This window comes from Algoriphagus sp. AGSA1, assembly GCF_021390545.1.
Lineage (GTDB): Bacteria > Bacteroidota > Bacteroidia > Cytophagales > Cyclobacteriaceae > Algoriphagus.
The window spans coordinates 72,358-92,877 of sequence record NZ_JAJUWR010000016.1 but is presented as its reverse complement, the minus strand read 5'-3'; the positions used below and the strand labels follow the sequence as shown (position 1 = coordinate 92,877).

The 20,520-nt window shown below is 41.0% G+C and carries 19 protein-coding genes; 13 read left to right on the top strand and 6 right to left on the bottom strand.

The window, feature by feature from the left end; all coding sequences use genetic code 11:
- Positions 1-184: 184 nt before the first annotated feature.
- The 3 genes from LZF95_RS14260 (at position 185) to LZF95_RS14250 (ending at position 3,563) form a co-directional block, all read left to right on the top strand.
- Positions 185-1,468, top strand: a complete 1,284-nt coding sequence (locus tag LZF95_RS14260; RefSeq protein ID WP_233755766.1) for a hypothetical protein — start codon at positions 185-187, stop codon at positions 1,466-1,468.
- 488 nt (positions 1,469-1,956) lie between these two features.
- On the top strand, positions 1,957-2,613 hold the full coding sequence (locus tag LZF95_RS14255; protein WP_233755765.1) for a hypothetical protein: 657 nt from the start codon (positions 1,957-1,959) through the stop codon (positions 2,611-2,613).
- A complete protein-coding gene (locus LZF95_RS14250; protein ID WP_233755764.1) occupies positions 2,598-3,563 on the top strand; it encodes a hypothetical protein in 966 nt (321 codons plus the stop codon). Before LZF95_RS14255 ends, LZF95_RS14250 begins: the two co-directional genes overlap by 16 nt.
- A 208-nt stretch (positions 3,564-3,771) precedes the next feature.
- On the opposite strand, the gene LZF95_RS14245 is transcribed toward LZF95_RS14250, so the two are convergent.
- Positions 3,772-3,975: a hypothetical protein gene (locus LZF95_RS14245; RefSeq protein ID WP_233755763.1), complete on the bottom strand. Its 204-nt coding sequence runs from the start codon at positions 3,973-3,975 to the stop codon at positions 3,772-3,774.
- 928 nt (positions 3,976-4,903) lie between these two features.
- Here LZF95_RS14245 and LZF95_RS14240 point away from each other — a divergent pair.
- From LZF95_RS14240 to LZF95_RS14205, 8 genes are all read left to right on the top strand, one after another.
- Positions 4,904-5,320, top strand: coding sequence for an XRE family transcriptional regulator (locus LZF95_RS14240; RefSeq protein WP_233755762.1), 417 nt, complete (start codon positions 4,904-4,906; stop codon positions 5,318-5,320).
- 63 nt (positions 5,321-5,383) lie between these two features.
- Positions 5,384-6,547, top strand: a complete 1,164-nt coding sequence (locus LZF95_RS14235; protein ID WP_233755761.1) for an ImmA/IrrE family metallo-endopeptidase — start codon at positions 5,384-5,386, stop codon at positions 6,545-6,547.
- Entirely contained in the window at positions 6,544-7,122 is a 579-nt protein-coding gene (locus LZF95_RS14230; protein WP_233755760.1) for a DUF4411 family protein, read from the top strand. The genes LZF95_RS14235 and LZF95_RS14230 overlap by 4 nt, the downstream gene beginning before the upstream one ends.
- Positions 7,123-7,480: 358 nt before the next feature.
- Complete coding sequence (locus LZF95_RS14225; RefSeq protein WP_233755759.1) at positions 7,481-8,062, top strand: Crp/Fnr family transcriptional regulator; 582 nt, start codon at positions 7,481-7,483, stop codon at positions 8,060-8,062.
- A gap of 56 nt (positions 8,063-8,118) precedes the next feature.
- The gene (locus tag LZF95_RS14220) at positions 8,119-8,457 is read left to right on the top strand and encodes a hypothetical protein (RefSeq protein WP_233755758.1); all 339 of its coding nucleotides are present in this window, start codon (positions 8,119-8,121) and stop codon (positions 8,455-8,457) included.
- A 96-nt stretch (positions 8,458-8,553) separates the two neighbouring features.
- Entirely contained in the window at positions 8,554-9,132 is a 579-nt protein-coding gene (locus LZF95_RS14215; protein ID WP_233755757.1) for an NAD(P)H-dependent oxidoreductase, read from the top strand.
- A 337-nt stretch (positions 9,133-9,469) separates the two neighbouring features.
- Positions 9,470-10,111 (top strand): carbonic anhydrase family protein, encoded by a 642-nt coding sequence (locus LZF95_RS14210; protein ID WP_233755756.1) that lies wholly within the window; start codon positions 9,470-9,472, stop codon positions 10,109-10,111.
- Between the two features lie 731 nt (positions 10,112-10,842).
- Positions 10,843-12,198 (top strand): DUF6600 domain-containing protein, encoded by a 1,356-nt coding sequence (locus tag LZF95_RS14205; RefSeq protein ID WP_233755755.1) that lies wholly within the window; start codon positions 10,843-10,845, stop codon positions 12,196-12,198.
- A gap of 257 nt (positions 12,199-12,455) precedes the next feature.
- Here LZF95_RS14205 and LZF95_RS14200 read toward each other — a convergent pair whose 3' ends face one another.
- Positions 12,456-13,748: a serine hydrolase gene (locus tag LZF95_RS14200; protein ID WP_233755754.1), complete on the bottom strand. Its 1,293-nt coding sequence runs from the start codon at positions 13,746-13,748 to the stop codon at positions 12,456-12,458.
- A gap of 119 nt (positions 13,749-13,867) precedes the next feature.
- Complete coding sequence (locus tag LZF95_RS14195; RefSeq protein WP_233755753.1) at positions 13,868-15,376, bottom strand: S1C family serine protease; 1,509 nt, start codon at positions 15,374-15,376, stop codon at positions 13,868-13,870.
- 519 nt (positions 15,377-15,895) lie between these two features.
- Here LZF95_RS14195 and LZF95_RS14190 point away from each other — a divergent pair.
- A complete protein-coding gene (locus tag LZF95_RS14190) occupies positions 15,896-18,469 on the top strand; it encodes a mechanosensitive ion channel domain-containing protein (protein WP_233755752.1) in 2,574 nt (857 codons plus the stop codon).
- 25 nt (positions 18,470-18,494) lie between these two features.
- Here the strand turns inward: LZF95_RS14190 and LZF95_RS14185 are convergent, their stop codons facing one another.
- A complete protein-coding gene (locus LZF95_RS14185) occupies positions 18,495-18,686 on the bottom strand; it encodes a cold-shock protein (protein WP_233755751.1) in 192 nt (63 codons plus the stop codon).
- An 88-nt stretch (positions 18,687-18,774) separates the two neighbouring features.
- On the opposite strand from LZF95_RS14185, the gene LZF95_RS14180 reads away from it, so the two are divergent.
- Positions 18,775-19,263: a histidine phosphatase family protein gene (locus tag LZF95_RS14180; RefSeq protein WP_233755750.1), complete on the top strand. Its 489-nt coding sequence runs from the start codon at positions 18,775-18,777 to the stop codon at positions 19,261-19,263.
- A gap of 232 nt (positions 19,264-19,495) precedes the next feature.
- On the opposite strand, the gene LZF95_RS14175 is transcribed toward LZF95_RS14180, so the two are convergent.
- Together LZF95_RS14175 and LZF95_RS14170 are read right to left on the bottom strand one after the other, a co-directional pair.
- Entirely contained in the window at positions 19,496-19,720 is a 225-nt protein-coding gene (locus LZF95_RS14175) for a hypothetical protein (protein ID WP_233755749.1), read from the bottom strand.
- A 51-nt stretch (positions 19,721-19,771) separates the two neighbouring features.
- Positions 19,772-20,506 carry an SDR family NAD(P)-dependent oxidoreductase gene (locus LZF95_RS14170; protein WP_233755748.1) on the bottom strand — a complete coding sequence of 245 codons (735 nt, stop codon included), beginning with the start codon at positions 20,504-20,506 and terminating at the stop codon, positions 19,772-19,774.
- Between the last annotated feature and the right edge of the window lie 14 nt (positions 20,507-20,520).

Below are 20,520 nucleotides of genomic sequence, written 5' to 3'. Positions count from 1 at the left end.
AGATAAGATTTGGCTAAGTCCCAGAGGGACGGACGATATTCACCTCCTAATCATTGGCCACCTGTTTTCAAACCTAAATAAAATATCCCTTTTCCAGAATGTGGTATTCCTTTCTAGAATAGTTCATCCCGGTGAATCCTATGAATTTGGTCCTGTAACCAATGGCCAAGGCTATAGAAAACAGATGAAAAAGCAAACCCAAATCCCCGACGAAAAATCCTTCTACCGATTACCCTTTGAAAAAGGTACATTCACACTGACAGAAGAAACCCTTTATCAGCATTCTGCACACCGAAAGCCGGAATCCTATTTTCGTGAAAAGAAAAAGTATATTAGCTATAGAAATGAAATCCTGACTCTAAGTGTAAGACTGGAAAATGAGCCACAGAATAAGCAACTTGTTTTTATCAAAGTTGAAAAAGACAGTATCCTGATTAGCTGCAATGCTGGAACAACTTCCAGCTATCTTAGTCGATTTGCCTTTTTCACTCTGCTGGATTTTGCAAAGAATACTTGGAGTGAATATTTCAAAAAATACTATTGGCCAGACTTTTTTGACCCACAAACGGGCAAAAGTAAATATCTAAAAGTCATCAATGACAGACAGGGGCTGGATGTAGAGGAGTTGAAAAAATATCCCAAATTTTACAAACCTGGATTTGAGTTACCCGATTTGCAGAATGAACCCGCACCAATTCATCGAGAGGAAATTGTTCCTGTAAGTGTCGAAGATAAGGAAGAAAACAATTATGCCATCGCTTATTGTTTGGCTCATGAAACAGGTGGCTGGAAGTATGCCGAGCATTTTCCATTTTTAGTACCAAGCCATGCATTGTTGACTAAGGACAAAACCAGGATTAAGAATTTTACAAATTTTTTACTTGGTCAAAGTGATTATGAAAAATTAGCCCCCACTCCGAAACAAGTGCAACTAATTGAGCTTTGTTTTAAGATGAAGGAATTAGCAACGATCAACCGTGAAAATCAATGGGGAGCTAAAGATTTCACCAAAGATGACATTGAAAAGGCAAGGAAGCTCTTAGAAGTTTGGCATGAGGCACTAGAGTTACTTTTGGCTCAAAAATATGTTGCTGACTACCGAACAAGAGGCCTAAAAAGTCTTCAACAAAAACCTAAGAGAAATTCTTTCTACCGATGCAGTTTCAAAAAAGAACGACCAAAATTAGTATTGTTTAAAAATGATAAGGGAGACTATTTGACGCTGGAATTAAGGTTGAAAATCAAGGGAAAAACCTGTAAACCATACCATCCGATTTTCCCCCTCTTCATATCCACAAAACAAGCTTCGAGAGAATTATATCTTCTGGAAAACTTCACAGACTTTCAATTGATCGAATTTTTTTCAACGACAGATTTCAAATTTGCTGTACTTAAATGCCACTATGGGGATGAAATTGAACATTTCGTAAACCTATTGGCAGAGCGGTATGAGATAAAAGAATCCTGAGTGCTTTCAGGATTCTTGTAGCTGAACTAAAATAAGCGATGGTACAAACATAACCCAAGTTAGCATTTAGCCGGTACCTATTCCTCCAAACTACATGATCTGGGAAACCTGGTTCCAATCTCTGAAAAGACGGCTAAATATTGTTTCAGTCTAACACCATTAATGATTAATGCCCATGGAATGACGGAAAGTCTACCTCTTCCTTCTCTCTTAACTGCCATCTTCACGGTATCTCCTCATCTGGGTATAGTTTGACGATTTCCTAAATTTAGTAATTTGCAATCCCCGCACCACTTCTGATAATAGGCTAAGAGGCAAAGTTAGGAAGAGGTCGACTGGACAGAATTTGTAATTAACTTTTTCCTTAAAATCTATGATCAAAAACTGGGGCATATTGCAAAATTGTCTTTACTTAATGGCTTAGATGAATTCCTTACTTAGTCCTAACCAAACCATCTTCTTTCTCCTGAAAGAGAAAGACATTAATAATGGAAGATTACTTTCTTACCAGATTTCAGAAAAAGACTAGGATTGAGCTCCAACGGATAGTTGATAATCAAGAGCAATACCGACCTGAGGCTGTTTTAGCTGCGACCAAGCTGCTAAATAAAAACCTGAGTGAGCAAGTCCTTCCAGTTCTTGATGAAGCTGCCGATCCAACGAAAGAAAAAAAATTAGAAGTTGATAGGCTTTCCTTAAGCCTTGATTACCGTCCATTTTTCCGAACATTGAGTTATAGGGAGTTTTTGACTGCTATTTCCATTGCCCTGTTTGCTTTGGCCATAATAGGGATTATTAATTACTATTCGGATGAACGATTCTTTAAAGACACACATAGCACTTGGAAATTGTACACGATTCTTTTCGTTTTCATAGCTAACCACGTCGTTTATAGGCATGAGCATAAAAGGTCAAATAATTTTCTTGGCAGATCTATTAATGATCTCTTTTTACTTGTTTCACTGGTGCTATTGGCGACTTGTCACCAGTTTATAATAGGAAGTACCTACAATTTCCGAATTGAAAATGGTTTTTTAGGTATTATTATCATAGTAACAGTCATAACAATGGCCATTTTTTCTTTCGAAATTGGGCTTGGGTTTCTCAAAATGTTATTAAAAAAAATCAAGTGTCAAATTTTCTAAAACTCAAATTGACCTTGATAGTTGGGTCTATCAGTATTTTGACTTTAATCCCTCTTTTTGAGAGTAACTTTAATGCACCTGTCACCATGCATAGATGGAAGCAACTGGACTGGGACGATTTTCAAGGTTTTGTTAAACCCTTTACAGGCTGGGGGGCCGGAATCAGTAGTGATATTTTCATTGAATTCGACTCTATCCAGGAAAAATTCTCGGCATATGCCGCAATGAACAACCAGTCTTCTTGGAAAAGAAAAGAAGCAATCGATTCAAAATATACCTTAAACCATGAACAATACCACTTCAACATTACTGAATACCATGCTCGCAAACTTAATCAGCTAATCATCAACAAGAATTTAAGCAATGAGTCAGAGGTAAATTTCGAGTTATATGCAGTTCGCTCAGAACTTAGGAAAATGCAAGTAAAGTATGATACAGAATCCGATCATTCCTTAAAAAGAGCATTCCAAAGAATGTGGGAATACAAGATTGATTCCATGTTGAATAAATCAGGAGACTATCCATTATTTCAAGAAAACAGAAACATAGAAGTATTTTTCCCTGATAAACCTCAAGTACTACTTTATTCCATTGATGATGAAAAGCTTACAGGGCATATTCTTGAAAAGTATGACGCTTTGTTTTGGATACTAGATATGAACTTTTCTAGTACTGACACCTCGACGATTGAATCGTATGCGGTAAGTATATTGGCGGCAAATGGCATGTCTGACATTTTAGTTCATCGAGATTCACTTAAAGGAAATGTGATATTTGATTCCAAAAGCAAAGACACCTTAAAAAATGAAATAGTGGTGGACAAATGGTTCTTGGGAAACAATACTACCTATTGGTTAAGAAACAGGCATCCAATTGGAGAAGAAAACGAAGAGATCTACAAAAGAATGGGAGATCAATTCTTCAACTCATTTAAAGTGCTTGAAGAGTGAAAAAATTGATATTAGCTCAAGGCAAATTGAAGAATCCAGAAAGTCCCCGCTAGGTGTAGTACCATCGCTCGTGGGACTGGGTGTAGTTTCCCTGCCCTACAGGCTGGCCCAAGGCTAAAACAACCCGCCGCAGTGGGTTGTTTTTTAACTCCTTGTCCTACCCTAATAGCTTAACCGATTTGCAATCAGAAACACTTCCAATCTAGCATCATACGATGAAATCGAATTGTAAATTCATTGGCGCTTTAGGTTTCTTACCCATGTAGGTTTTCTTGGTGCGGTACAGGCCATTTTCAAAGGTTCTCAGTTCTGACCGCCAGCCTTGCAGATCCATCACTTCTGTAAAAAGCCGGGTGATCTCTCCCAAAGGATCACGATAAGCTTCTGAACCTAAAATTTCATAAGGTTTCATGTTGCTTTGTTTAAGTGTAACAATGATGGCACTTTGCCATGCGACTCAACAAAACTCGTAAGTCTCTGATCGGTAATCTATTCTGAGGAAGGATAGCTTATTCTAGCAGAAGGATAAAATACAGAAGGTTATGCTAGAAATATGGATGGGCGATTAATTAGTAAGTTCAACCCCTTCAGGGTTGATGCTATTTTCCCATTACGTCAGCTAACCACCCATTCCATGGGTGGCTATTGAAAAGTTTGACCACTTTGTGGTCGGCTTTCAATCGGTAATATTTGCTAAGTGATGACGAACAAGTATGATTTTATACTTTGAAACAATTCCTATTAACACTAACTAATCCTCCCCATTATCATGACTATACGAAAGAAATAGTAAATCAGATGACCTACCAAACTCTAAGTCTTTTTTGTATTCAATGATCCTGAAGAGCCTGTCCCGATCCTGAAAGGATCAAACCCTCAATAACCATGGGTGCAACCCATGGATCATAGCAGAGCACGTCTCTTTAGCCCAACCCCTATAGGGGGTTGAACAAAATCGATCTGTAGTCACTGCCAGACATAAATTGACGCGAAGATTTTAGAAATAGAATAAATTATCCCTACAAAACACCTATTTTACCTAAGAAATCCAGTCTCACATCCTGTGTCAAATGCAGGAAAGGATTAAATTTGATCTAACACAGATTTGATCTAACACAGAAATAAGTCACAATGATCTGTTACAGTTTGCACCTTCACAGTCTAAGTTCAAAAATATGTATCAGCTCTATTCTGTAAATAAAGAGATAAAAGCATGCTAAGATTCGGTAAACTCAAGCATTTAGGCCTCTCCGGTCTCCCGTCTTCGGTCTTCCATCCTCTAACGCAAAGAAAATAAGGCTACTGGCATCATTACGAATAATCATTTAAAAAATCACCCCATGAACGACTCTTCATCCAAACAAATCCATCAAGGCCGAAACGTCAAGCGCTTCCGTGAAATGCTGGGCATCAAGCAGGAATCCCTGGCTTATGAATTGGGTGAGGAGTGGAACCAGAAGAAGATCTCCCTGCTGGAGCAAAAAGAAGAAATAGAAACCAGCCTGCTTTCCCAGATTGCTGATGTGCTGCAACTACCTGTTGAAGCATTCCAGAATTTTGATGAGGAACAGGCGGTGAATATAATTTCTAATACCTTTAATAAGGAAGCATTTATAGCCAATTCTGGTGCAAACTTTCATTTCGATCCAGTGGATAAAATTCTCAAGCTACACGAAGAAAAAATTGAGTTATACGAGCGTATGCTGAAGGAGAAGGATGAGATGATGGCGAGGTTGGAAAAGTTGATTGGGAGGTAACAAAATTCCATTTGGATTAATTATCCTATTTTTGCGTTCTTTTAGTAAAATCAGCTCAAAGCATTGAATACCACTCCCTATAATATTGCCCGAATAGAACAGCTTATCCATCAGTTCAGATTGGAGAAGGAAGAGTTTTTGGATTTAGTGAGCGAAGGTTTGAAGAATAAATTGGAGTGGGAAGATATTTTTAAGTCTGAAATCCAACTCAATCATCTGAAAAGGATCGATAAGATTTTCAACAAAGGTCTATCCTATTATTTGGATGCAAACCCTCCTATTCAAAGTCAGGAAGCCAGTATATTTTTTAGAAAGGAAAAATTTGGAACTGATCTTAACCTTGCTTCCAAAAAGATTGTTACTCAGTTTGAAGAGTTGAAGCTGTCCTTATCAGGATTAGCTAAGATGTCTGATCTTAAAATGGATAGGACTTTGCCTATTTATACTACGGCTGAAGATGCACAAACCGTTGCTAAAGAAGTTCGGAAAACACTTTTCCCAAAGTTTAGAAAAGATTCCAAGAAGTTCTTAGAAGAACTGATCAATAAATTTGCAGAGGCAAATATTTTGGTCTTTGAATTTGTAGAGCACCCTTCATTAAAACAAAAAAGCAATATTGACGGGTTCTATCTACAACCAAATGTCATTGTATTAAGAAGGAATCAGGATTACTTCAAGCGAGAGATTTTCACTTTAGCTCATGAATTGGGTCATTACCTGCTCAATCAGGAAGAAGTCGAATCCATGGATTATGACCAACTGGCTCATAGTACAACCACATCCAAAATTGAGACTTGGTGTAATAATTTTGCTTTTGCCTTCCTCGCGGGTGATGAATTAGCGGCTCTTGATAATCTACCGGAAATTGGCAAATCCAATGATTATTTATTCGATGAGATCAAAGCTATTTCTGATAACACTCACCTGAGCTTTACAGCAATCCTTACTTATCTGGTTAGAACAAACAAGATGAGCGGTGCTATATATGGGAGAATGAGAAAAGATCAGGAGGATACTATTCAAACTAAAAAAGACGCTGAAAAAAAGAAAAGAGAACTGGAAAAGGAAATGGGCAAAAAGACAATGGCAAGTCAGGCCAAACCCATACAATCCCCATTATTTGTATCAGCCGTCCAAACCGCATTTTACGATGGGGTGATCAATGAATATGAGCTATGCAAGACACTACATCTCAAACCTGAGCAACTTGAAAAATACCTGAGATGATTGTAGTTATCGACACCAGTTCTTTATTGAGTTTGGTTCGGTACTATCTGCCGTTTGATAAAAAGGGCGTTCTATTCGAAGTGATCAAGAGCAAAGTTTCTTCAGGTGAGATCATTCTGCTTGATGCTGTTTACGAGGAAAGTAAATTTGTTGGCCAGAAAATCATCCTGCAAAAGCTGGATTTTCTGACTGATAAAGGATTTTTGAAAGAAAATAAGGTCATCACCAAGACAGATGAACTGATCCCCTTAGCTCCGACTAGGTTTTTAAACAAGGTAAAGAACCAGTTCGTCGCCAATCCATTTCAATTAAAAAAACTCAACGAATCAGAATTCGAAGTTCAGAAAAACCGCTTTATGGAATCTGCCGATGCAAAGTTGATTATGTATTGCCAACATCTGATCAAAGACAACCCAGAGGAAGAAATCTACTTAGTAACAGAAGAGACTCCTTCAGCCAATGACCTAAAACTTTTCAAAAAGATCCCTGCCATCTGCGGTATTCTAGGTATTCCTGTAATCACACTTCCCGAGCTTTTAGAAAAGTATCAAGAGGTGGAATTGGGGTTTAGCTAAGTCTTTCGATTCTTATCGCTACACTTTAAAATGCTTGAGCTGAACCCCTTCCTCTGTCTTCCACTCCAAAGGTCCACTGGCGGAGCGCGCCAAGGTAGCTCCAGCTAAATGGCATGCTTGGATTGCCTTTAGCCAAAAAAATTCCTGGACGAAAAAAAGAGAGCTGTCTGATTCTGTTTATTTGGAGGTAGTTTAATTTGAACGTATAAAATCATTTTCAAATAATTAGTCCACCATCTTATCCCTATTGAACGAAAAAGAATCGTTATGATAGGTGTACTTACTAACTACGTTTTTACATTCAATTATCTTTATTTAGGGGCTGAAACACAAATTTTATCCAGTCCCAACCCCACCAATGCAACTCGAACAAACAATAAATCAACTTGGCAAGCTCTACTCTCCCTTATCCATTGAATGCCAGCAAGATCTTATTGCCAACTCAAAAATCAGCACATTTAAGAGAGGGGAGATTGTAGTCCGGGAAGGACAGTATTCTGAAAAGGCGTATTTGATCGTAGAAGGTTGCGCCAGAGCTTACTATTTAAAAGACGGAAAGGATATTTCTGATTGGTTTACCTTCGAAAATCAGTTTATGGCTCCCATCGTCAGTTTTTTCAGTGCCAAACCTAGCCCTCATTATGTGGAGTTTGTGGAAGATTCAGTTGCTTACGAGTTCTCAAAAGACACGTTTGATAGTCTTTCCCACAAACATCATGATTTTGAGCGCTTCATCAGCAAAGTGGTGACAGAAACCATGTTGGGGCTATGCGAAAGGCTTTACACCATCCAATTCAATAGAGCCGAGGACAGATTTAAACACCTGATCAGTATTTACCCTGATATCACCAACAGGATACCGCTTACCCATATTGCCTCCTATTTGGGGATTACTTTGGAGACCCTGAGTAGAATTAGAAGCTCTAAAAACCGGACTTGATCTATATCAAATGATCACTCTTCCATTAGAATGACCTTTGTGAAAAGACTCAAAAAATGGAAAAAAACAACAAACTACCCACATCAAATTGGGGGAAATGGTGGGACCCCATCCGAAAATGGTTTTATCCAGGCTGGCTACTATATGAAATGTCAGTTCGTTTTTATGATTACTCCCAATCCGCCTATCATTTTTTTACAAGAAAGCAGGATTTCATCGCAGTTTATATTGGCAAAATAGGCAGCCAAACGCTGGCTGTTTTTAGTAGTGCCGCCACTTTCGCTGTTTGTACAGCCTTTTTAACCATCCCAGCTTGTTTTGCCCTCTACCAATTTTTCAAAACAGAGAATTTAACAGGATCTCCATTTGAGGAAAAATTCAAACCCTGGTTCTAATGACTATGAAATCGAGCATGTCGAAGGCGACACACAAAGGGATGATTATTCCCCGGGCGGGATTCCATGTGACCATTGAAAAACAATTATAAACACATGAAAAGAATACTGATTATAAATGGCCATCCTGATAAAGAAAGTTTCAACTTTGCCCTATCAGAAGCCTATAAGCAAGGTGCGGCGCAGTCGGACGCTGAAATCAAAGAAATTACTATCAGAGAATTGGATTTCAACCCAAACCTTCAATTTGGTTACAGAAAGCGGACTGAACTGGAACCGGATTTACTGGACGCACAAGACAAATTGAAATGGGCTGACCACCTCGTTTGGATATATCCGGTCTGGTGGGGTTCAGTACCAGCGATGATGAAAGGTTTTCTGGACAGGGTCTTACTCCCTGGTTTTGCGTTCCACAAAAGAGTAGATTCGCTGTGGTGGGACAAGTGTTTCACCGGAAAAACAGCCAGAATAATTTGCACTTTGGATCAGCCGGCATGGTATTACCGTTTGGTTTATGGAAGCCCAAGCCATCATGCCATGAGAAAAGTAACAATGCATTATATTGGGGTCAAAAAGGTGCGGATTACAGCTATTGGCCCCATCAGGCTTTCCAAAGAAGAATTTAGGGCAAAATGGCTAAAAAAAGTGGAAAAGCTGGGTCAAACCAATCAGTAAGAGTTGGATGATAATAAAAAGCTGATATAGAGCTGAATGGATACAAACAAGGAATGGGGTTATTGAATTCTGCAATAAGATTTCTCCATTAGATGATGCCGCCCTATCTGATCAAGCCAAAGGTTTTTGGCTGGCATGGTTGAATAGTTGACAACTCTCCTTTGGAAGGATCGTCGTTATAGCCTATATTCACAACCCGAGGTTTTGTAGGTTAGGGAGATTAACATAAGCCAAAACAGACTTAACAGCAATACCATCAATCACATAAGGAGCTTTTAATGCTTAAACTGGGGAAAGACAGCTATAAACAAAAGAAAATATCAAATCACATCGACCCATGAAAACCTTAACAAAAGAAATCCAAGAAGCCATTACTCCTGCTATGGCGATAGAACTATTAAAAGAAGGCAACAAGAGATTTGTCCAGAATTTAAAGGCAAATCGAAATCTACTCCAGCAAGCCAATGAGACCTCGGACGGGCAGCATCCTTTCGCCGTAATCTTGAGTTGTATTGATAGCAGAACTTCTGCGGAGTTGATTTTTGACCAAGGGTTGGGTGATATCTTCAGTGTGCGCATTGCGGGCAATATTGTGAATGAAGATATCCTGGGAAGTATTGAATTTGCATGCAAGGTCGCAGGATCCAAAATAATAGTAGTACTGGGACATTCGAAATGCGGTGCGATCAAAGGGGCTTGTGACCATGTTGAAATGGGGAATTTGACCGCATTGTTGGCCAAAATAAGACCTGCGGTGGATGAAGAAAGACAAACCAAGAAAAACAGGAATTCGACAAATGCCAAATTTGTTGAGAATGTGGCTGAAATAAATGTGAAAAGAACCGTCAAAGCAATAACTGAAAGAAGCACAATCATAAAACAAATGCTTGACAATGGAGAGATTGGAATAGTAGGGGGCATCCACGAATTATCTACAGGGCAAGTCTCATTTTACCCAGACACTATCAAACTAGGCTGATAAAGCTTTCATTATCATTAAGCATTGCCAACAGGCAGCTTAAACAACCCCAACTAATGCCAATGGGCTTGACCCGGGCTTGCTGAAAAAGCCTAAGGTATTCCAGACGTGCCTACAGGCAGGTTCAAGGCGTCCGGGTGAAGATGTACTTTGTACTTCGAATGTAAGATGGTACGGCAGAGGCTTGCTTAAAAATCCCCATTTTGGTGTTATTTGGTGCAGATATAAAAACCTCTTGCCGTCAAAAAGCTTGTATCTGCTGAAAAAACACCAATAAGCTATCATTTTAAATGATTAATCTATTTTTCCAGCGAAGGGTTTTTCAGCAGCCCCTCCATAAACTTCCGCATTCTAACAGAAATTTCAGATTGAATCATCCAGAATATTATTGAGCTCTTCCCAACACTTTTATAATTACCCCCCAACCTATACTATAAAAATCAGTTACGAACAATAATCTTTATTAAAATTTTTATTTAAGTAATAAATTTTACCTCTCATTTATTCAAATTACGTAAGTCACAACGTAACCATTTATACATTTTTTTACGTAAAAACAGCCAAACATCAATTCGTTTTAAAGAAGATTGAAAAATTGGCGTGATTTTGGTTTTAGTATGCATGCATCCTTTTTCGAGATTATCGCATCTTCTGAATAGGACAAGCTTAAAACGACCAACTACACAACAGAAGTACCTAAGTAATTTATTTGATCACTAAACCCACATAAAATGAAAACGCTGCAAATACCACGATGGACGAGAAACCTAATAATGGGAATCCTTACAATTCTCTGGGTTAGCCCTAAAAATGCAAAGGCTGATGCCCCGGCCGGTGTATCATTCCAGGTATTCTATGACGAATTGATGCCATATGGTGATTGGGTCAAAGATGCCAGGTATGGATATGTCTGGCTGCCCGCCGTATATGACGATTTCCATCCTTATGGCACCAACGGACACTGGGTCATGACATCCTATGGCAATACGTGGGTTTCTGACTACGATTGGGGCTGGGCAACCTTCCACTATGGTAGATGGTATTATGATGATAATTACAGGAGCTGGGCATGGATCCCTGATTATACTTGGGGGCCGGCATGGGTAGACTGGAGAACTGGAGGAGGATACTACGGTTGGGCTCCGATGGGTCCTGGTTTCAGTGTAAGCGTCAGAGTAAACATTCCGGCCTTCCATTGGGTATTTGTACCACAAAACAGGTTTGTGTACCGCAATGTTTATAGTTACTGTGTACCAAGAGCCCGTAGGGTAAACATCTACAATAACACTACTATCATCAATCATACAGTAGTTTACAATAACAATAAATACTATGCAGGTCCTCCTAGAAGGGAAATCGAACAGGTGACCAAAAGATCCTATCCTGAACGCAGATTAGAAAGCAGCAAAACCCCAGGTAGAACAGTGGCTTCCAGAAATGTGGTCAGCGCCTACAGACCTGACTTGCAAAGCGCAAGAGGAACTTCTGCATCAGCCAGGCCTTCCAGAGTACTCTCGTCCGGTGAAGCCAGAACACAACCTACCGCTTCTCCTTCAAGAGTTAATAGCAGATCAGAATCTGTATCGAGCAGGCCTGCCACAACAACAGCAGGATCTTCCCGTTCTGTTCAGCCTGCCACAACTCCAAGCAGGTCAAATTCCACTTCGAAAGGCAGTGCCTTCGAAACGAAGCCTTACTCTGGCAACCAGACCAGAACGACTGCGCCGACTAATTCCAGAAGTACTGATTCCCGAACTTCTGCGCCGGCGAGCAGATCTGGCTCAGGCAGAGAAACCAAGGCTTCCCCAGCTCAAACCAGAACCCAGACGGTATCTCCTGCACAGAGATCGACCCAGCCACGGACTCAGTCCGCACCCGCACAAAGATCTACTCAAAGTAGATCCCAATCTTCGAGTCCGGCAGTAAAAAGCGCTCCGGCACAAACCCGAAAAGCCGCTCCGGCTCCTAGCCGTAGTTCCACAGAAGTGAAACGCTCCTCGGGTTCCAGAACAGCCCCGGCCTCAACTTCCAGATCTTCTAGTAGTCCCTCCTCTAGAAGCAGTTCTAAGAGCAGAGGGAATAATTAATCTCAAACCATTCCTAGTAGGATGGCCAGCTGGCCATCCTTTTTTTGTGCCATGAAACTTTTTCATCCGCAAGAAGCACAGAGGCTCCCGAAGAGATCAAAACTATTTTATCAAGAAACAGAATGGGAGGAGTCCACCATAAAGCCCACCTTGGCCTCCTGATCATGGCCGGCCAACCCCACCTCTCGCCGAACTGCAGCAATCCAACTATAAAGAAAAACGGTCAACGGAATTGTTGCCGAAATCCATGTTGATTCTTATTCTACAGCCGAAAACACCATCTGCCTAAACTTCCAGCCAGTCTCATCCCCCGTATTGCCTTGAGTCTGCTTCATAAGGATCCCTATGGTATTGGTCACCGGATCGGCAAAATACTGTGTATTGAAGTATCCTCCCCAGTCAAAAGTACCTAAACTGCCTATACCTCCTTTGGCCACACCATTTTCGTCCACCAGTCCAAAAGCCAGCCCATAGTCTTTCCCTCCATTTCCCAGTAAATCCCCCACTTGATTACTCATGATGGCTTTGATGGTCGTTGGACTGAGTAATCTATTTCCATTATACGCACCACCATTAAGATACATCTGAAGGAATTTGGCATAATCTTCAGCGGTAGATGATAGTCCTGCCCCGCCGGAGAAGTAAGTTTTTGCTCCTTTTTTGGGGTAATCCGGATCGTAAAAAGTCACTGGAAAAGCTTCCCATTGATTATTGACTTTCCTGTGAACAGTGACCAGTTTTTCACCTTGGGAGTCATTTAGGTAAAACCCCGTGTTTTTCATGCCGATGGGGTCAAAAACCTTGGTTTGAAGAAATTGGTCAAAAGGCATTCCTGAAACAACTTCTATAAAATAACCTAGCACATCCAGCCCTTCACTGTAGGTGAATTTTGTTCCAGGATCATGATGAAGTGGGAGTTTGGCAAGCTTTTTAATATTTTCGCTGATTTTGATCGGCTCTGTGGTAAACAAATCCACAATTCCGGCTTTGTGGTAGATCATTTTCATCCGCTCATCCCCATCGATCACCCCATACCCGATCCCCGAAGTATGGGTGATCAGATCCCGTATAGTGATTGCCCGGGATGCAGGCCGGGAAGAAAATGTAGTGTCGCCATATCGGAAACCTGTCAAAACCTGAGGCTCTGCAAATTCAGGGATATACTTGGATATTGGGTCATCCATTTGGAATCTCCCCTCCTCCCACAGCATCATAACAGCCGTAGAGGTGATGGCTTTTGACTGTGAGGCAATCCTAAAAATCTGATCTGTTGCCATTGCTTTCCCCGTAGCGACATCCGCCAAACCTTTAGCTTCATGATAGACTATTTTACCATCTTTCACCACCATAGCAACTACTCCAGGGATCTGGTCCGAACTGATGGCATCTTCCAGCATCTGATCTATACGGCTTACACGCTCTGCGGACATCCCTTGAAAAGGTTGTTTCCCCTGTGCAGAAAGAACAGTTGAAGGGCTCTGGGCATAGCTATGTATGCTCAATAAGAGCGTGAAAGCAAAACAGCAGACGCCAATGTATTTCTTATCCATAGGTTGAGGGTTTGATTGAAAAGTAAATTAGGAAATCTTGCCTTCAATGCCGCTGCTGCCTGAAAAAAAAGGCCGATGAAAAGTCACCGGCCTATGTTCTATGCTCTTTGCTTGTTTGATTATTCGACCTCAAAGTAATACTCGGTTCCATCCTGGAACATACCAAGCACTACTAAAGGCTCTCCATTGTTGGCTTCTAAGACTTCCAGCAGATTTTCCACATCTGTGATTTTTGTCCTGCCGCTTTCAGAGATGACAGAAGTTATGATAAACCCCGGTCTGGCTCCGGCCCTGCCCCACTTGCCTCCGTTGACACCGGATATCACTGCTCCACCAGCAATTTCAAGTTGACTTTTAACCTTATCGCTTACATCCTCAAAAACCACTCCCTCATATTCATAGGTTTTCGGGATTTCCCTCCTTACAATCTCCGTATCACCTGAGAAGTTTTTCAGGGTAGCGGTAGTTTTATGGGTTTTACCATTTCTGATATATTCCACTTCCACCTTGTCACCTGGGCGTTTTCTGGCAACCATTTCCTGTAGATTAGCCACATTGTTTGTGGCACGGCCATCGACACTGATGATGATGTCTCCTTTTTTGAGACCGGCTTCAGCCCCACCGCTGTTTTCGTTTACTCCGCCCACATACACACCTTGCTCTACCGGGAAGTTTTCCTCCAAATAATCAGCAAGCTCAGGGCTGACATTTTGGATATTCACCCCCAGCAGTCCTCTTTGCACAGTACCGAAGTTCATCAGGTCATCCATTACCTTCTTCACCAAAGTGCTTGGAACGGCAAAAGAGTACCCGTTAAACGTACCTGTCTGGGAGGCTATCGCAGTATTGATCCCGATCAGTTCACCCGCCAGATTCACAAGTGCCCCTCCCGAATTACCCGGGTTGACTACTGCATCTGTCTGAAGGAATGATTCTACTTCCATATTATTTTCAACCACACCTCGTAGAATGCCAATATTTCTTGCTTTTGCCGAAATAATCCCGGCAGTAACTGTGGAAGTAAGGTCAAATGGATTTCCTACTGCCAACACCCATTCACCGATCTTGGTATTATCTGAGTCACCAAATCTTACAAATGGGAGATTGCTAGCTTCTATTTTCAACAATGCAAGATCAGTAGTTGGATCCGTGCCTATGACTTTAGCTATGAATCGTTTATTGTTCTCTAAAGAAATCTCAACTTCAGTGGCTTTATCCACCACATGATTATTGGTGACAATATAGCCGTCAGAAGAAATTATGACACCCGAACCGGAACTGATTGGCATGGGCCTGCTTCCAGGACCTGCTCCCCTGCCACCTTGAGGTGGTATTCCAAAAAACTCCTGTAGGGGATCCCTTTGTATTCTGCCACTTGAAGGGTAAGCGATTTTGCTTTTCACATGCACCACGGCAGGGGTAACTATTTCGGCAGAGGCCACAAAATTGATCCCATCAGGCACTGTGAAATCCTTACCAGAAAGTAAATTCACAAAACTCGCCTGCTGCTTTTCATCAAAGCTTGTGGCATTCTGTGATTGAGAGAGAAAGCTGACGCCCGCTAAGGCAACTATGCCCCCTATTAAAGATGCAAGAAGCATTCCTAGAAAGAATTGTTTTTTGCTCATATGTACTTTGTTATAATTAGGTTTAAGATAATAATTATTTCAACCCTTGGAGTGTCTCCTTAGGTTCAAATATTGAACCTGAACTACCGACCGGGGATCCAAATTAACATGAATTAACCGCTTTTTGACCCCTTTGCCCATAAGATTTCAACAGCGCTGATTTCGATAAAACCATGAACAACCCCTCAGCTAAGCCCTATGCCCTCATATTACCTAGCAGTACTTCATTCATGTATTTTCAGAGAATCAGGCATGTCATTTTACAAGACGGAATTACCATGTAAATTTGGCATGAAAGAGGTGTCCATCCGTCAGATTTCATTCCTTACATTATGTCAATTAACTGGGCTTATTATTTCTAACGGAGTATGCGAGTCCATGTTCTTGAGAAATAAGATGCTTTGGAAAAATGAAAGGAAGAAGAAAACCAAAGTATCCATATATTCCATACTTGATTATGGAAAAGACCCTGAATACGGTAATTGCTTATTTTGAGTATATTAAAGGAAATATATTTTTATGAAGTACTACCTGTCGGCCCTGTTGTTGTTCTTTTCTTTTCCCCACTGCAGTGTCGGGCAAGAGACTAGCACGTCCAACAGTTCACAGCCTACCCCCACCCCAACAACCGCAATAGATACGCTCTTCACATTCAATGACACCATCAACATCCCCCCGAAAACCACAAAGTCCCCCGGTTCAGTACTGACCCAAATCATCAACAAAGCCCAACGCTATGCATATGACCTAAGCGAACTCAACATAGAACTAGCTGAGTCTCTCGACACATTGGAGATGTATGACCAACTCCCATCCATCAACCGTTTGGCCAGTAGAATAAAGTCTCAAACGGAAGCAGATGCGGATCATCTAAACCATCGCTATTTGATAGGGATGGAGAACCTTGTTTCCACTGCGGGAGATATGAATAATGAGTACCGGAGGAAAATTCAAGAAAGGGCGGACAATCTTTCAAAAGTGGGGGAAAAACTATACAAAATAAAAGCGGACTCACTTTTTCAGATGACACTTAGGGACACCTCTTTGATACCCTCTATCAACCACGAATTCAAATTACTCAAGGAATCCTTAATGAAAGTAGATAGCATCTATCTACAGCAAGAAATTCTCACTGCTCGCTATCAGGCAAAGGTATCTGAAAACGCTATGGTTTTTCTAGCACTGAAACAGTACCTGAACCAAACCAAGAAAAGACTAGATAGGCAATATTGGACCAAAGAGATCAATTACCTATGGGAACCTACCAACTACCCCAAACTTGTAACGCTATCTTCGGCAACAAAAGCCTCTTTCCATCTCAATTTCAACCTGATGAAGGCTTATGTTGATCGCACAAAATACACTTTTCTTATCTGTAGCGTATTGTTGATTCTCTCCTATTGGAAAATCAGATCGACCCTCAAAATCATAGCTAGCCAAAAGGAATTTGCCCCACTTATATTCGACCGGGTAAAATATTTCAAGCGATATACCTTCTCTTCCACTTTACTGATTCTTCTACCTATATTTTTGATAATTTTTCCCAAGCCGCCATTAGTATTTATATCCCTATTATCCCTTATTATGGTGATAGCTTCCAGTTTTCTGATCAGAGAACAATTTGGTGCTTACTTCAACAAAATATGGTTTGCCTTTTTGCCTCCCTACGTGCTTTTGGCAATTAGCGGCTTGAATTGGAAGACAATGTATCAGGAAAGGTGGTTTATCCTACTTTCATCTTTGATTTTTATTTTGATGGGAATTTTGCTTCTCAAGCATGCTATGAAAGTCAAGGACAAGCATCACAACTTCCTGAAGTGCCTAGCCGTTTTTCTGATTCTGATCGAGATTTTTGCCTTCTTCACCAATGTGTTTGGACGGTTCAATCTGTCCAAAACCTATTCGGTCGCAGGTATTGTTCTTTTCTATAGGGCAATAGGCTTATATCTATTTGTCAATGTATTTCTGGAAGCCATCTATTTATTTATAGAACACAGCAAAAAAGAAAGCGACGTGTTTACCTCCTACTTTGATTTCCAGGATTTACAGAAGCGCACAAAAGGCATTCTTTACGTTTTTGCTATTGCCACCTGGGTTTACGGGATGTTTTGGCATCTGGGCTTTTTTGATGAAACCTATGCCTGGATCTCAGAATTTCTATTAAAGGACAGGACATTGGGAGAAACCGTTTTTCAATTCGGGAGCATTCTTATGTTCGCGGTAATCCTCTATGTCTCCACCTTTCTCGCTAACAACATAGCCTATTTTGCCTCTGTAAAAGATCAAAAAACCGCTACATCCAGAAAGCAGCGACTGGGCAGTTCTGTTCTCTTGATCCGGCTTGCTGTGCTGATAATCGGCTTTTTCATAGGCATGACGGCTGCCAAAATCCCATTTGACAAAATTGCTATCGTACTGGGAGCCTTATCAGTAGGCATCGGGTTTGGCCTGCAGACCATCATCAATAATCTGGTATCAGGCATCATCCTTGCGTTCGAGCGGCCTATTCAGATCGGGGATGAAATCCAGGTAGGGATGAATGCCGGAACTGTAAAAGATGTAGGAATACGGGCAAGTAAAATCCAGGCTTATGATGGCTCTGAAATCGTGGTGCCAAATGGTGATTTGCTCTCGCAAAGTTTGATTAATTGGACTCTTTCAGATAAAAAGCGAAGAGTGGAGCTGATTATCGGAGTGGGCTACGGTTCAGATATGAAGCTGGTCAAAGCCGTACTGGAAGAGGTCTTGAAAGGGGAACGTATTATGAAGGCTCCACCTCCACGTGTATATATGCAGACTTTCAATGATAGTTCGGTGGATTTTCGGGTATTATTCTGGGTGGAAAGTATGGACATCTGGGTGGACGTACGGGCGGAAGTGATGGCTACAATCTTTGAAAAATTCGCTGAACACTCCATAGAAATCCCATTTCCGAAAAGAGACCTTTATTTAAAATCCATCCCATCCAACTGGCAAGAAAACATATCCAGACCCGGCGAAGACATCAGCCCGGAACGGTTAGACACGGATCAAAACAATGATCCAGGGAATAAAAACAAAAATTCCTCTGAAGGCAAATCTCCAGAGGAATGATTCTCGCTAACAAAAAAAGATCTTATTAGGCTCTTTTGACATTGACCGCATTCGGCCCTTTTTTGCCATCTTTGACGTCATAAGTTACTTTGTCATTCTGTGCGACTTGGTCCACCAACCCGGTAGCGTGTACGAATACTTCGCTTTGGGACTCATCGTCAACGATAAATCCAAACCCTTTGGCTTCATTGTAAAATTTTACTGTTCCGGTAAACATAATAAATTGTGATAAAATGGAATTGAAAGAGAGCTAAAAGTAAATATTCGAATAAAAAAAACAAAATAATCATTCTTATTTTGAAAAAATGAAGAAAATAATTTTGGTCAGACATGGGAAATCAGCGTGGGACAACCCTCTTTTGGATGATCCCGATAGACCATTGGCAGGGAGAGGCTTGAGGGATGTGCCAATTATGGGATTCAGGTTATTACAAAGAGGGGTTTCTCCTGACCTCATCCTGAGTTCTACTGCTACACGTGCTGCCCATACTGCAGAAATCATATCCGAAGTACTTAAGCTATCCCAAGCTAAACTAGTTTATGAAAAGTCCTTATATCATGCTTCTTCAAGTACGCTCTTGAAAATTGTCCAAGGGCTGGATGATTCTTACAATACAATTTTTTTGGTCGGGCACAATCCGGGCATGAATGACTTAATTGAAGTCTTAGGTGGGAGCATTGACAATCTGCCTACCTCCGGTCAATATGGCTTTCTAGCAGATACAGATCACTGGGCAAAGTTCTCTCCAAACAACTCCAGGACTTGGTTCTTTGACTACCCTAAAAAATCATAAATCAGAAGGGACGCCACTCCTTTTCATTGGAATCCCCCAACTTATAACACAAAATTACGACTACAATAAGTAGGGCATGCTGAAAAACGCCAGTAATAAATCAAAAGCTATCATTTTGAATGATTAACCCTTTTTTCATGCGTAGGGTTTTGAAGCAAGTGCAAGTTTATTGAGGGGAATGGGCCTTTATCCATGCATCAGAAAATCTCAAAATCGAGATTTTCAAGCTAGTCTAAGGCATACCATCTTCTATGTTGGCCTCATTCGAGGTATAAGCATACATCTTCACTCGGCCGCCTTGAACCTGCCTGTCTGGTAGGCCCGCCTCCCGGAGGGCAGCCAGACCTGGCATACCTGAGACTTTTTCAGCAAGCCCTAAGTAAAAAAGTGCAAGACAAACCTGCCAGGTTTTGCCAGTAAAGCCGTAACAAATTACTTTTTCAGCAAAAATCACCAATTTAAACCTGGCAGGTTTGAGTAAAAGCTCCCTTAGGTTACCTTATGAAAATCAAGGCAAATCAAAGGCTCTTACATCCTGAATCACTCCTTCAAAATCCTCAGAATGATCCAATAAGTAACTGACCTTAGCTGCAACCGTCTCTGGAGAGGAAAGATCTCCTGCTACTTTGTAATTCTTAAAACGCGCTAAATCAGGAAAATCAGATTCTTCTGCCTGCCTTATTTCATCCTGCATCTCTGTATCTATAATTCCAGGCGCCAGGCTAAAAAACCTGAACTGGGAATTTTCATGCTCTTTCTCAGCCACTTGAGTAAACATGGCAATGGCAGCTTTGGTACTGCAATATCCAGCCCATCCTGCCACAGGTCTGGAAGACGCTCCGGAGCTGATATTACAAATAATCTTTTTGGCATTACTATCTTTATACGCTGCCACAAAAGCATTTGTCAAATACATGGGAGCCAAAAGATTTACATTGACCTGTGCCCTCATTTGCTTGACTTGGAGCACTCCTACAGGTTTTATCTCCCCTATCCAGCCCGCATTGTTGATCAAGACCACCTCTTCGTAATCTCCGGAAGGAAAAAATTCCGGGAGTTTATTCTCCAGCACATCCAAATCCCCGAGATCAATACTGACCTCATGGAGATTTGGATGCTTCAGACCGAGCTTACTCCTAGAAATAGCTATAATAGTATAATTATCCTTTTGCAGATAAGTATCCAAAATCGCTCTACCCAATCCTTTGCTATGGCCTGTGAGAATAAGAAGAGAATGTTTCATTTAGAATGAATGTG